This is a genomic window from Mycobacterium sp. Panama NTM2, from assembly GCF_054355555.1.
Window position 1 is genome coordinate 2,664,245 of sequence record NZ_CM135953.1, and the last position, 13,481, is coordinate 2,677,725.

General features: G+C 69.8%; 12 protein-coding genes. 8 read left to right on the forward strand and 4 right to left on the reverse strand.

What is annotated here, in order from left to right; genetic code table 11:
• Positions 1-87 precede the first annotated feature (87 nt).
• Both ACXYX3_RS12750 and ACXYX3_RS12755 read left to right on the forward strand, forming a co-directional pair.
• Positions 88-1,227, forward strand: a complete 1,140-nt coding sequence (locus ACXYX3_RS12750) for a hypothetical protein (protein WP_458611913.1) — start codon at positions 88-90, stop codon at positions 1,225-1,227.
• Between the two features lie 70 nt (positions 1,228-1,297).
• Entirely contained in the window at positions 1,298-2,611 is a 1,314-nt protein-coding gene (locus tag ACXYX3_RS12755) for an acyltransferase family protein (protein WP_458611914.1), read from the forward strand.
• Here ACXYX3_RS12755 and ACXYX3_RS12760 read toward each other — a convergent pair.
• The gene (locus ACXYX3_RS12760) at positions 2,565-3,347 is read right to left on the reverse strand and encodes an SDR family NAD(P)-dependent oxidoreductase (RefSeq protein WP_241207563.1); all 783 of its coding nucleotides are present in this window, start codon (positions 3,345-3,347) and stop codon (positions 2,565-2,567) included. The genes ACXYX3_RS12755 and ACXYX3_RS12760 overlap by 47 nt on opposite strands.
• 138 nt (positions 3,348-3,485) lie before the next feature.
• Here ACXYX3_RS12760 and ACXYX3_RS12765 point away from each other — a divergent pair, with 138 nt between their 5' ends.
• Entirely contained in the window at positions 3,486-3,923 is a 438-nt protein-coding gene (locus ACXYX3_RS12765) for a Fur family transcriptional regulator (protein WP_241207562.1), read from the forward strand.
• Between the two features lie 33 nt (positions 3,924-3,956).
• Positions 3,957-6,203 carry a catalase/peroxidase HPI gene (gene katG / locus ACXYX3_RS12770; RefSeq protein WP_458611915.1) on the forward strand — a complete coding sequence of 749 codons (2,247 nt, stop codon included), beginning with the start codon at positions 3,957-3,959 and terminating at the stop codon, positions 6,201-6,203.
• Positions 6,204-6,210: 7 nt separating this feature from the next.
• Here katG and ACXYX3_RS12775 read toward each other — a convergent pair whose 3' ends face one another.
• Both ACXYX3_RS12775 and ACXYX3_RS12780 read right to left on the reverse strand, forming a co-directional pair.
• The gene (locus ACXYX3_RS12775) at positions 6,211-6,960 is read right to left on the reverse strand and encodes an STAS domain-containing protein (protein ID WP_458611917.1); all 750 of its coding nucleotides are present in this window, start codon (positions 6,958-6,960) and stop codon (positions 6,211-6,213) included.
• Positions 6,957-7,961, reverse strand: a complete 1,005-nt coding sequence (locus ACXYX3_RS12780; protein ID WP_458611918.1) for a chemotaxis protein CheB — start codon at positions 7,959-7,961, stop codon at positions 6,957-6,959. Before ACXYX3_RS12780 ends, ACXYX3_RS12775 begins: the two co-directional genes overlap by 4 nt.
• A 144-nt stretch (positions 7,962-8,105) precedes the next feature.
• Here ACXYX3_RS12780 and ACXYX3_RS12785 point away from each other — a divergent pair, with 144 nt between their 5' ends.
• The 3 genes from ACXYX3_RS12785 to ACXYX3_RS12795 all read left to right on the forward strand — a co-directional run bounded on the left by ACXYX3_RS12785 (position 8,106) and on the right by ACXYX3_RS12795 (position 11,557).
• On the forward strand, positions 8,106-9,224 hold the full coding sequence (locus ACXYX3_RS12785; RefSeq protein ID WP_458611919.1) for a glycosyltransferase family 4 protein: 1,119 nt from the start codon (positions 8,106-8,108) through the stop codon (positions 9,222-9,224).
• A 153-nt stretch (positions 9,225-9,377) separates the two neighbouring features.
• The gene (locus ACXYX3_RS12790) at positions 9,378-10,355 is read left to right on the forward strand and encodes a glycosyltransferase (protein ID WP_458611920.1); all 978 of its coding nucleotides are present in this window, start codon (positions 9,378-9,380) and stop codon (positions 10,353-10,355) included.
• A gap of 11 nt (positions 10,356-10,366) precedes the next feature.
• Positions 10,367-11,557 (forward strand): glycosyltransferase, encoded by a 1,191-nt coding sequence (locus ACXYX3_RS12795; protein ID WP_458612070.1) that lies wholly within the window; start codon positions 10,367-10,369, stop codon positions 11,555-11,557.
• 4 nt (positions 11,558-11,561) lie between these two features.
• Here ACXYX3_RS12795 and ACXYX3_RS12800 read toward each other — a convergent pair whose 3' ends face one another.
• Positions 11,562-12,455 (reverse strand): glycosyltransferase family 2 protein, encoded by an 894-nt coding sequence (locus ACXYX3_RS12800; RefSeq protein WP_458611921.1) that lies wholly within the window; start codon positions 12,453-12,455, stop codon positions 11,562-11,564.
• Here ACXYX3_RS12800 and ACXYX3_RS12805 point away from each other — a divergent pair.
• Positions 12,454-13,473: a UDP-glucuronic acid decarboxylase family protein gene (locus tag ACXYX3_RS12805; RefSeq protein WP_458611922.1), complete on the forward strand. Its 1,020-nt coding sequence runs from the start codon at positions 12,454-12,456 to the stop codon at positions 13,471-13,473. The genes ACXYX3_RS12800 and ACXYX3_RS12805 overlap by 2 nt on opposite strands.
• Positions 13,474-13,481: the final 8 nt, after the last annotated feature.

The window sequence follows — 13,481 nt, forward strand, 5'->3', positions numbered from 1 at the left end:
CTCGGTGTGGTGTGCGTAACATCCGACATGGATACGCCGATAAAGGGCCATCACCGGCCGTCGTCAGGGGTAGCTATGCGCGTGGTTATGGGTCTTTCGCTGACCGCCAAGAGTGCGGTGTGGGCATTGGTCGATGTCAAGGACGGCACCATCCTGGCCGACGAGGTGGTGCCGATCGATTCGGCGAACGAGATTGCCCGCGCCACGGCGCGCAGCGTTCAGGCGTTCGCCCTGCAAAGTCAGCGCGATATCGACGGGGTGCGCCTGACGTGGAGTGACGACGCACGGACCCATGGCATCCGGCTGCGCACCAAGCTGCGCCTGTTCGGATTCGACACGGTCGAGACGGTGACGCAGGAGGCGGCCCGCGAAGGACGCAACCGCACCGCCCGCCACATCGCCCCTCACCTGGTGCTCGCCTACGGCGCGGCGCGCGCCGATCTGCACGGCAGCGATCGCGGCGACTATCGCAGCGTGCTGTCGCGGCTGGTGTCGCGGGTGCCGCTGCCCGTCGCGGGTGCCGCGGCCGGCGTGGTGGCCGTCGCCGGCGTCGGAATCTACGCACTGACCGGTGGATTCACCACCGATACCCCGGTCGTGGAAGCCTCCGCTGCCACGCCGGCACCCGCCGCGGTACCGCCTGCTGCGCCGGCACCCGTTCCCGCGGCCGTACCGGCCCCGCCGCCGACCGTCGCGCCGGCCCCCGAAGCTGCTCCGGAGACGTTCACGCCGGTCGAGTCGGCCCAGTCGTTCGCGGCTCCCACAGTGCAGGATCCAGTGCAGGAGCCGGTGCAGGAGGAGCCCGCAGTGAGCGCGTCGACTCCGGCGGCGACGACGGGGACCCCTCTTGCGGCCACCGCCGACACACCCGTCGGACCCGCGGAGAGCGGGGCGGCCCCGCAGACTGCTGCGCTCCCGCAGGGCTCGGCCGGTACGCAGGGCTCGGCCGGTACGCAGATTGCCACCGCGCAGGAGTTCCAGCAGCCCACCTCCGCCAGCGTCGCGGCGGTCGGCATCACGCCCAGCGATCCGCAGACGATCGACACCATGATCGGCCAACCGCATCTCACCGGGTCTCAGCTGGCCGCCGGACCGGTGCAGGCGGTGGTTGCGCCGGCGCCGGCGCAAACCGCTGCAGCAGTCCCGGTGAGCACCGCGACGTCGGGACCGACATCGGGTACCGCGTCCAACGGTCCGCTGAGCGCCTTCCTCGAAGCGCTGCCCTGACAGATCAACGCCCGCATACTCGGGTAGTAGTACTCATCCACTCGACACCACCCGGCGGCATGCTGGGGTCATGACCGTTACCGCCCCCACCCGTGACCGCGCAGTGGACGTCGCCCGACTCGCGGCGCTGTCGGTGGTGATGTTCGGCCACTGCGCGCTGCTCCTCGCGTCGATCGACGGGCGCGGCCTGCACGTGGGGAACCTGATCGGCGCACTTCCCGCGATCGCGCCCGTCACGTGGATCGTTCAGGTGATGCCGCTGTTCTTCCTGGCCGGCGGCGCTGCCGGTACCTATGGTCACCGCGACGGAACGCCGTGGGGCACCTGGCTTTTCACGCGAGCACAGCGACTGTGCCGACCGGTGTTCTTCTACCTCGCGGTGTGGTCTGCGGGCCTGCTCGTCGTGCGTCTCACGCTCGGCGCGGAATCGGCCGCGCGACTGGGCCGAGAGAGCGTCGCGCTGCTGTGGTTCCTCGGGGTCTACCTGGTGACACTCGCCGCTGTCCCCGCCCTGGTCCGGATGACCGCACAGCGCACCGTCACCGTGGTCCTCATCGGTCTCCTCGCTGCGACAGCGCTCGGCGACGCCGCCCGGTTCGCCCTCGACACTCCCGACGCGGGCGTCACCAATTTCGTCGTCGTCTGGCTCATCCCGGTCGCGATCGGCGTCGGATACGCCCGACGGTTGATCAGCGCCCGATGGGCGGCCTGGGTCGGCGTCGGCGCATTCGTCGCACAACTGGCCATCGCCGCCGTGGGGCCCTACGACGTGTCGCTGGTGGTCACCGGCGCCGAGCAGGTGTCGAACGTGGCTCCGCCGACGCTGCTGCTCGCGGTGCACTGCACGTGGATGTCGTGCGCGTTCGTGCTCGCCGCCGGTGCGCTGCAGCGATGGGCGCTCGGCCCGCGGGTGTGGCGGGTGGTCAGCACGGGCAACGGCGGCGCGATGACGCTTTACCTCTGGCACATCCCGGCGATCGCGGTGGCCGCCTTCGCACTCCACGCCGTCGGCCTCGACGCCTACGACGTGCACGCACCGGGGTTCTGGGGGCTGTTGGCGGTGCGGGCGGTGGTGTTCGCCGGCGTGATGGCCGCATTCTTCGTCGCACTGTCGCCGCTGGAACACCGTCCGCTGCCGTGGTGGGACCGGCCGGTCAGCGCACGCGGTGCCCGCGCGACCGTCACCGGTGCGCTGGTGTGCGCAGCCGGGGTGGCGCTCGTGTTCACCGCCAAACTGGGGCTCACCGGAGGGGGGTGGGCGGCGCTCGCGGTGTTCGCCGCGGCATTGGCGGCGGCGCGGATCGGCGCAGGCGTCGCCGCCGCTGTCGGACCGGACGTCAGCGCCCGAACGGCGCCGACACCAAGCGGTTCCCGGCGGCCTTGATCGGGTCCGGCAGGACGCGCAGCATCGAGCCCATCATCTTGGAGCTCCACGATGCGGCGACCACCTGCCGGTCACCGCGCATCAGCGCCTCGTAACCCTGGCGGGCGACCTCGGCCGGGTCGTCTTTGCCCATCCTCCCGATCGGGGTGTGCAGCATCTTCGCGCGGCCGAAGAACGCAGTATCGGTGGGCCCCGGCAGCAGCGCGGTCACCGTGATCGACGTGTCCCGCAGCTCGTCCTGTAAAGCCTTGACGAACGATTGCACGAACGACTTCGACGCGTTGTAGACCGGCTGGAACGAGCCCGGCATCATCGACGCGACCGAGGACGTGAACAGCACTCTGCCGGCGTCGCGGTTGGCCATGTCGCGCAGGACGAGTTTGGCCAGGTGCACCGTCGAGCGCACGTTCAGATCGATGATGCTCATATCGTCGGCCAGTTCACTGGCGAGGAACATGTCTCCTCGTCCGACCCCGGCGTTCAAGGCTGCCGCGGCGACCGGCGTTCCTTTCTGCACTGTGCTCGCGAAGAGGTGTTCGACGCCCTCGGGCGTGCGCAGGTCCACCTGGACGGGGTGCACTGCGCCACCGTAGGTCGCGAGTTGGTCGGGCACGGCGACGATGCCGTCGTCCTCGGCGGCGACCACCAGGTCGTAGCCGTCACGGGCGAAACGGCGCGCGAGTTCGAGGCCGATGCCGCTGGATGCGCCGGTCACGAGGGCAAGAGGTGCTGTCATGTCCAGCCCGTACCCGTGGCTGTGGCGCGCAAAAGCCGTGTTCGTTTTCTGGCCGCCCAGCGACGTGGCGGAAAATTCCCTGCAAAAAGTTCCGTCGAATTCTTGATCTAATCCAGAAAACGGGCCAAGATCGAAGAGATGACCGACGACCCCGACTACGCAGACGCGCTCAAGTCAGCGGGCCTTCGGGTGACCCGGCCCCGGATGGCGGTGATGCATGCGGTCGAGCACCATCCGCACGCTGACACCGAGGACATCATCGCCGCCGCCCGCGACCGGGCGCCCGACATCTCCCGCCAGACGGTCTACGACGCGCTCAACGCGCTCACCGCCACCGGTCTCGTCCGCCGGATCCAGCCCGCCGGTCATCTCGCCCGCTACGAAGCCCGAGTGGGCGACAACCACCACCACATCGTGTGCCGGTCGTGCGGTGTGGTGGCCGACGTGGACTGCGCCGTGGGTGAGGCGCCGTGCCTGACCGCGTCGGACGATCTCGGCTTCGACGTCGACGAAGCCGAGGTCATCTTCTGGGGCCTGTGCCCCGAGTGCACCCCGCAGCCCCGATCACATCCGTGATCAGCTCGTCATCCACCACCGAAAGGGAATGTTGTGTCCTCTGATACGTCCGATGCCCGCCCGCCGCACTCAGACACCAAGACCCACAGCCACAGCGAATCCGAGAACCCGGTCATCGACGCGCCGCAGCCCAAAGTCCACGCGCCGCTGACCAATAAGGACTGGTGGCCCGAGCAGGTCGACGTCTCGCTGCTGCACAAGCAGAACGAGAAGGGCAACCCGCTCGGTGAGGACTTCGACTACGCGACCGAGTTCGCCAAGCTCGACGTCGAGGCGTTCAAGCGGGACGTCGCCGAGGTGGTCACCACGTCCGTGGACTGGTGGCCCGCCGACTACGGCAGCTACGCCGGCCTGTTCATCCGGATGAGCTGGCACGCCGCAGGCACCTACCGCATCTTCGACGGGCGGGGTGGCGCCGGTCAGGGCGCGCAGCGGTTCGCCCCGTTGAACAGCTGGCCTGACAACGCCAACCTCGACAAAGCGCGCCGGCTGCTGTGGCCGATCAAGCGCAAGTACGGCAACAAGATCTCCTGGGCCGACCTGATCGCCTACGCGGGCAATGCCGCGCTGGAGTCCGCGGGCTTCAAGACCTTCGGTTTCGCGTTCGGGCGCGAGGACATCTGGGAGCCCGAGGAGATGCTGTGGGGCCAGGAGGACACCTGGCTGGGCACCGACAAGCGGTACGGCGGTACCAACGACAGCGACCGTCAGCTCGCCGAGCCCTTCGGCGCCACCACGATGGGGCTGATCTACGTCAATCCCGAAGGGCCCGAAGGCAAGCCGGATCCGCTGGCCGCCGCGCACGACATCCGTGAGACGTTCGGCCGGATGGCGATGAACGACGAGGAGACCGCCGCGCTGATCGTCGGCGGCCACACGCTGGGCAAGACCCACGGCGCCGGCCCCGACGAGGGGATGGGCCCCGAGCCCGAGGGTGCGCCGATCGAGCAGCAGGGCCTGGGCTGGAAGTGCCCGTTCGGTTCCGGCAAGGGCGCCGACACCATCACCTCCGGGCTCGAGGTCGTCTGGACCGGAACCCCGACGCAGTGGAGCAACGGCTACTTGGAGATTCTCTACGGCAACGAGTGGGAGCTGACCAAGAGCCCCGCCGGTGCGTGGCAGTTCGAGGCCAAGGACGCCGAGGCCACGATCCCGGATCCGTTCGGCGGCCCGCCACGCAAGCCCACCATGCTGGTCACCGACGTCTCGATGCGGGTCGACCCCATCTACGGTCAGATCACCCGCCGCTGGCTCGACCATCCCGAAGAGATGAACGACGCGTTCGCCAGGGCCTGGTACAAGCTGATGCACCGCGACATGGGCCCGGTCAGCCGCTACCTCGGACCGTGGGTGCCCGAGCCGCAGGTGTGGCAGGACCCGGTGCCCGCCGTCGACCACGAATTGGTCGACGAGTCGGACATCGCGTCGCTGAAGAACACGATCCTGTCGTCGGGCATCTCGGTGCCGCAGCTGGTCAAGACGGCGTGGGCATCGGCGGCGAGCTTCCGCGGGACCGACAAGCGCGGTGGCGCCAACGGTGCCCGCCTGCGGCTGGAGCCGCAGCGCAGCTGGGAGGTCAACGAGCCCTCGGAGCTGGACAAGGTGCTGCCTGTGCTGGAGAAGATCCAGCAGGATTTCAACGCCTCGGCCTCCGGTGGCAAGAAGATCTCGCTGGCCGACGTGATCGTGCTCGCGGGTTCCGCGGCGATCGAGAAGGCCGCCAAGGACGGCGGATTCGAGATCGACGTCCACTTCGCCCCCGGTCGTACCGATGCGTCGCAGGAACAGACCGACGTCGAGTCCTTCGCGGTGCTCCAGACCCGGGCCGACGGGTTCCGCAACTACGCGCAGCCCGGCGAGAAGACCCCGGTGGAGAAGCTGCTCATCGACAAGGCTTACTTCCTCGACCTGACCGCACCGGAGATGGCTGCGCTCATCGGCGGTCTGCGCGTGATCGGCGCCAACCACGGCGGCAGCAAGCACGGGGTGTTCACCGACACCCCGGGCGTGCTGACCAACGACTTCTTCACCAACCTGCTCGACATGAGCACGGAGTGGAAGCCGTCGACCGACACCGAGAACGTCTACGAGGGCCGCGACCGCGCGACCGGTGCCATCAAGTGGACGGCGACCGCCAATGATCTGGTGTTCGGGTCGAACTCCATCCTGCGGGGCATCGCCGAGGTCTACGCCCAGGACGACAGCCGGGGCAAGTTCGTCGAGGACTTCGTCGCCGCGTGGGTCAAGGTGATGAACAACGACCGGTTCGACCTGCGGTAGGTAGTTCTCACAGCCGGTTCTCCGGCCCGATGAGCGCCCACACCGTCTTCCCGCCCGCCGTGGGAATGCTGCCCCAGGCCCTGCTCAGGGCAGCCACCACGGCGAGGCCGGAGACGGTGTGGGCGCCGTTGTCCACATTCTCGTGACGGACGGCGGCACGCGGGTCGTCGTCGCTGACCGCGACCGTCACGCTGTCGTCCACCGCTTCGACGGTCACCACCGGGTGACTTCGGGTGTGGGTCAGCACATTCTCGACCAGTACGGTGACCACGGCCGACGCCGTCAAGGTGGCGTCATGACACGACCATGCCGTCAGACACTGCCGGACGAAGCGACGGGCGGCGGTGACGGTGGTGGCCGACACGTCCAGCGTCGTGCGGGCCCGGTGGCGGAAGTGGGCGCGGTGTCCGATGGCGGACGCGGCGGCGACCTCGTCGGAGACCACGGGAACGTAGCGGGTGATGCCACTGCGCTCGATCCTCGACCGCTCGGCGTCGTCGTCGCACACCAGGACCAGTGGAACGTCGGGCCAGACGCTGACGTGCCAGCGCGCGCTGGTGAAGGCGGCCCAGGCGGTGATGGCGGGTGCAGTGAGTCCGCTGACGTCGACGACGACCGCGTCGTGCTGGTCGAGCGCTGCCTTGATCACAGCGTCTCGGACATCCCGATAGGTCCAGCTGTCGAGTGTCCCGGCCACCGTGATCAGCGCGTACCCCGGTGTACGGGTCACGCGGATTGCGACCGTGCTCTCGATCATCGTCCTGGCGGCATCCCCTCCGGTGCCGACGACAGTCTGTCGCGCAGCACGGCCAGTGCTTTGTCGGTCGCGGCGGCCAGCTCACAGTAGCGCTGCTTGACCGCGGGGGAGGTGGCTTTGTCGGCCAGTTGGCGGGCGAGCCGGCTCTTCTCCACCAGCGATTGGATCGCCATCCACAGAGCTCTCTCTATCTCCCGATCCTGAGCGCCCAGCAGCGCCTCGGCCGTCCACGCATGGCCCACATGGCAGCGGAAGTGATCGGCACTCGCGATCTGCAGGGAACCGTGGCAGTCCGGACACATCAAACCGGCCGGCTCGTCGAACGACTCGTGTGCCGTGCCGACCCCGAAACGGCCCGACATCGCGATGCGGTTCTCCGATGCCAGATTTGGATGCAGTGGGGCAGCAGCAGAGGAGGCGGGTAGCTCCAGGTCGGTGAGCATCGCGCCGATGTCCGCCGCGCGCACCGTGCGATCGACGACGCCGGCGTTCAGCGCGTTGCGCGGCAGTGCCGGGAACGTGGCGTCCTGCGGGTCCTGACACATCGTGATGCCGCCCCGAGACCGGATGGCTGCCAGACCCAACACGCCGTCGTCGAGCACTCCCGAGACGAGAATGCCGACCGCCTTTGGTCCGAATGCTACTGCCACAGAACGGAACAACGCGTTGAGTGCCGGTCGGTACCCGTTCTCGGTCGGACCTTCGGACAGCACGATTCGGTGGTCGAGTGTCAGCAGGTGCCGGCCCGGAACCGCCACGTAGATCCTGCCGGGTTCGACCGGCATGCCCTCCTCGGCCGCCACCGTCTCCAGCGGCGTGCGCCGGCCGATGATGTCGGCCAGCACGCTGGGTGCGTCCGGTGGTAAATGCAACGCCATCAGCACCGCGAACGGAAGATCGGCGGGTAGAGCCGCCGCCGCGTGGGACAGCGCCTCCACGCCGCCCGCCGATCCACCGATCGCCACCACGCCGCGCAGCGAGCGCACGTGCTCGATCGTCATGGGTGTGGGGCTACCCGCGACGGCCGGAGGTAACCCGGTCGGACTCGGACGATCCACCTGACGAAGAGGGGGATCCACCAAACGAACCGCCCGGCCGCGAGGAGTTTGGCAGTGATCACTTGTGGCCTTCCCACAACTATGAGAGTGGCGATCATCGCGAACACGGGGCGCGCGGCAGGGTGCTACGACGCCGAGAGTCTCGCGGCCGCGCTGTCACGGCGCGACCACGAGGTGCGGTTCATCACCGCGTCACCGGTGAGTGCGAACACCGGCGACTACCGCATCGTGCGGATCCCCGACACCGACCCGAGTCCCCGGTCCGAGGGCGAGTTGATGTCGGGGATCGCTCAGATGGGCCGGTTCCTGGTCGACGAATACACCGACGAGCCGCCGGACGTCGTGCACTGCCATGGGCTCGCGTACGGCATGGCGGCCGCGCTGGCCGCCAACCGCCGGCCCGTCGCGACCGTGCAGACGTTCTCGCGGGTGTCCGGCGAGCGATCCGAAGTGCGGGGTTCGGAGACGACCAAAAAGCTCGAGACGCTGCTGGCCCGCAACGCCACGATGGTGACCGCCCCATGCAGCGACGACATGCAGAGGATCATCCGCCTCGGCGCGTCCCGAAGGCGCGTCAGCGTGCTCCCGTGCGGCATCGACGTCGACGCCTTCCACGTACCACCGGCGAATCCTGATGCGCGACGGCACCGTATCGTCGCACTCGTCGACGATCTGGGCGCTCCCCGCGGTGTCGCCGCGCTGGTCGCCGCTCTTCCCGGTGTGCCCTCCGCCGATCTCGTGGTGCTCGGCGCCGGCGCGTCCGGCGGCGCGGGGATGCAGGAGCTGCTCACCCATGCGCAGCGACTGGGCGTCGGCGATCGCATCCGGGTCGCGCAGGCGGCCGGCGATCGGGACGTCGCGGCGTGGCTCGCATCCGCAGATGTCGCTGTGTGCCCGTCGCCCGAGGACCCCGACCCCCGCCTGGCGCTCATGGCGATGGCGTGCGGCGTGGCCGTCGTGGCCGTCGAGGCCGGTGGCGCACGCGATGCCGTCATCGAAGAGGTGACCGGGTTACTGGTGCCGCACGGGCATCCACAGGAACTCAGCCGTGCGCTGCGCGCAGTCCTCGCCCAGAACGTCCTGCGGCAGGGGATGGGGCTGGCAGGCCGCGCCCGTGCGCGGTCGCGCTACTGCTGGGACCGGGTGGCCACCGACGCTGAAGCGGTGTACGAGTCGGCGGCGCGACGAGCCACGATATCCGTCTGACGAAGTGCTCGCCGGCGGCGACCCCGGACGTGGGCCGCCGCTGGGCCATGCGCGAATTCTGCTCTGTGGTCGGCGTTTTCGCTGGTAACAGCGGAATCCAACTTTTCGGAGAAGTTCGGTTTGGTGAATTCTCTCAAGGGTATTTCGCGCCCCATGCCTTCGCTTCAGGGACCGCGCACCGTGCTGATCTGGCACGTGCACGGTTCGTGGACGGAGTCCTTCGTGACGGGTCGGCACCGCTATCTGATCCCCGTCACCGCCGATCGTGACGAGGACGGCCGGGGCCTCGCCGGCCGCACCTGGCCCCGGGCCCAGGCCGTGCCCGTCGACCGTCTGCGTGACATCGACGTCGATCTCGTCGTGCTGCAGCGGCCGCGAGACGTCGAGCTCGCGGCGCGCCATCTCGGCCGCCGCCCGGGCGTCGAGGTCCCGGCGGTGTACGTCGAGCACAACGCGCCCCGGCCGTCCCCCGTCGACAGCCGGCACCCGCTGGCCGATCGCAGTGATGTCACGCTGGTGCACGTCACCGCGTTCAACGAGTTGATGTGGGACAACGGCAGTGCGCCGACCCGGGTCATCGACCATGGGGTGGCTGACCGGGGGCATCTCTACACCGGGGAGATCGCCGCGGCGGCGGCGATGATCAACGAACCGGTGCGGCGGTGGCGCACGGTCGGCGCCGACCTCCTCGCGCCGCTGAGCCGGTACGCCCCGGTTGACGTCTGGGGAATGAAAACCGAGGAGCTGAACACGGATTCACGCTCTGGCGGCGCGGTGAGGGGACACGGCGACATTTCCGGGGCCGCCGTCCTCGACGACGTCGCCCGCCGACGTGTGTACCTGCACACCGCCCGCTGGACGTCGCTGGGACTGTCCCTGCTGGAGGCGATGTGCGCGGGCATGCCCGTGGTGGCCGTCGCCGCGACGATGGCGCCCCTGGCCGTCCCCGCAGACGCGGGGGTGGTCAGCGCCGACCGCTCGGTGCTGGGAGAAGCCCTCGCGCACTTCGTCGCCGACCCCGACGCCGCCGCGCTCGCCGGCAAGGCCGCCCGCGAGCATGCCCTGACCCACTACGGACTCGATCGCTTCCTCGCCGATTGGGACCGCCTGATCGAGGAGGTGTGCCCATGAGCGCCCCCACGCTGCGGATCGCGATGGTCTCCGAACACGCCAGCCCGCTGGCCCTGCTGGGCGGTGTCGACGCGGGCGGCCAGAACGTGGCCGTCGCCGAACTGTCCGCGGCGCTCGCGGCTCAGGGGCACGAGGTGGTGGTCTACACCCGTCGCGACGACGAGGATCTGCTGGACCGGGTCGACACCGAGTTCGGCTACACCGTCGTGCACGTTCCGGCCGGACCCGCCCGCCGCATACCCAAAGATGATCTGGCGCAATACATGCCGGACTTCGGGGATGTGCTCGCCGACGACTGGGCGCGCTGGCGGCCCGACGTCGCCCACGCGCACTTCTGGATGTCGGGCCTTGCGACACTGCGCGCTGCGCGGCGGCACCGCATTCCGGTCGTGCAGACCTTCCACGCGCTCGGAGTGGTCAAGCGGCGCCACCAGGGCCGTGACGACACCAGCCCCGACGACCGGATTCGGCTGGAGAGCCACGTGGCGCGCAGCGTGGACTGGGTCGCCGCGACATGCACCGACGAGGTCGCCGAACTGCAGCGCTTGGGCCGCGACGCGGACGCGATGTCCGTGGTGCCCTGCGGGGTGAACCCAGACGAATTCCGCCACATCGGGCCGAGGGCCACCCGCGGCAGCGCGCAGCGCATCGTGTCGGTGGGACGCCTGGTGCCGCGCAAGGGATTCGAGACGCTGATCCGCGCCATGCCGCAGATCCCCGCCGCGGAGCTGGTGATCGTCGGCGGTCCCGACAAGTCCGAACTCGACCGCGACGCCGAGGCGCAGCGACTCAATGCCGTTGCCGCCCAGTTCGGTGTCGCCGATCGCGTGCACTTCTACGGCGCGATCGCCCGCGACGAGATGCCGATGCTGCTGCGCTCCGCGGACGTGGTGGCCGCGACGCCGTGGTACGAGCCGTTCGGCATCGTTCCGCTGGAAGCGATGTCGTGCGGTGTGCCCGTGGTGGCCAGTGCCGTGGGCGGCATGCTCGACACCGTCGTCGACGACGTGACGGGGCGGCTCGTCCCCCCGCGCGACGCGCAACGCTGCGCGGACGCGATCAACCCCATCCTCGCCGACGCGGGCTTGCGGGCCGCGCTGGGCCGCGCAGGACGCGCCCGCGTCGAGGAGCGCTACTCCTGGCGGCGCGTCGCCGAGGACACCGCGGCCGTGTACGGGCGTCTGATCGGGGCGGCGTCATGATCGGTCAGGACTCGAGCACCCGCAGCGCGCGTTCGGTCTCGTCCGGCAACCGCCGGCGCGCGGCCAGCACCGCAGGCACCTTTCGCACTGCCTCGCCGAGCGCGCCGGCGTGGGCGCGGTCGGTGGCCGCAGCCCGCACGAAGCCCGCCGTTGCTCTCAGGCAATGCCGCAGCGGCCGGCGCAACCATGTCGTCAGCACCGCGTTGCGCATCGACCGGGCGTCCTGCGCCGCGCTGGTGCCGCGGTGGGTCGAGGGCTGGTGGAAGGCCGTGAGCCGGTCGCAGAAGCACAGGTCCCAGCCGTGGGCGGCGAGGTCCCAGGCCAGCAGCGTCTCTTCCCCGCGGAAGTGGATGATCGGCGAGAACCCGCCGACCGCCTCGAACGCCGAGGCCCGCACGATCGCCGAGCACGCCAGGAAGCCCAGGATCGACGGGCCCGGCAGCGCCGGATCGTGGCCCAGTGGACTTGAGGCGAGCTCGGCCACGATCGGGTCCTCGCGACCGCTCGGCATGACCAGCGTGCGCGCCGCGAGCACCGCGAGCGTGGGATACGCGTCGAAGAGCTCCTCCGCGAGGCCGATCGACGCCGCATCCCACCAGGAGTCGTCGTCGCAGAACGCCACGTACGGGGTCGATGCCTCGACCGCGCGGGTCACACCGACGTTGCGGCCGACGGCGCCGAGGTTCTCGGCGAGCTCCACGACGGTCAGCCGTCCGTCGGCCTCGTCGGCGAGGTGGCGCGCCTTCTGCACCGAGTCGTCCTCAGAGCCGTTGTCCACCAGAATGATCGGAGAATTTGTCGTGTCGAGCAGTCGCCGCAGCACCGCGGCGAGTTCGTCGGATCGGTTGCGGCTGGCGATGACGAACGAGGTGCGGGCACCAGGTGAGCGCGAAACCATGAGCGGTGGTGCTACCCCGGGAACCGAGCCCCAAACCGTGGCAGCACAGGTGCTGGTCACCGGCGGCGAAGGATTCCTCGGTCGGCATCTGTGTGCCCGCCTGGCCGCAGACGGCGCCGACGTGGTGGCCGTCGACAATCTCTCGACCAGTGCTGCGCGCAACACGGACCGGCCCGCCGGGGTGCACTTCGTCGCGCACGACATCATCGATCCGCTGCCGGAAGCGTTGGCGTATCGGCATTTCGACATGATCTTCCATCTGGCGTGCCCCGCGTCGCCGCCGGACTACCTGCGGTTACCGCTGCAGACCCTGCGGGCCGGCGCGCTGGGCACCGCGACGGTGCTCGACCTGGCCCGCCGCTGCGGCGCCCGGGTGGTCCTCGCGTCGACCAGCGAGGTGTACGGCGACCCGCTCGAGCATCCGCAGCACGAAAGTTACTGGGGCAACGTCAATCCGATCGGTCCGCGCAGCGTGTACGACGAGGCCAAGCGCTACGCCGAAGCGCTCGCGTTCGCGCACCACCGCGAGCTCGGCACCGACATCGGGGTGGCGCGGATCTTCAACACCTACGGACCGGGCATGCGCCCCGACGACGGGCGCGCGGTGCCCACGTTCTGCCATCAGGCGCTGCAGGGTCGCCCGCTCACCGTGGCGGGGGACGGCACCCAGACACGATCGCTGTGCTACGTCGACGACACCGTCGCCGGTCTGATCGCCCTGGCCCGGCACCCGGTCGCCGGACCCGTGAACATCGGCAACCCGGTGGAGCTCGCGGTCCTGCGGATCGCCGAGATCGTCCGCGATCTCGCCGGTGCCGACGTGCCGATCGATCACGGACCGGCCGCCGCCGACGATCCCCGGCGCCGCTGCCCGGACATCACCACCGCCCGCGAGCTGCTCGGCTGGTCTCCGACCGTGAGCTACGAAGACGGCCTGGCGCGGACCCTCGACTGGTTCCGCACCGCGCTGGCCTCCCACAGCAGCGATGCCGCGCTGCCCGCTGCCCAGGCCAGGTGAAGGAGACA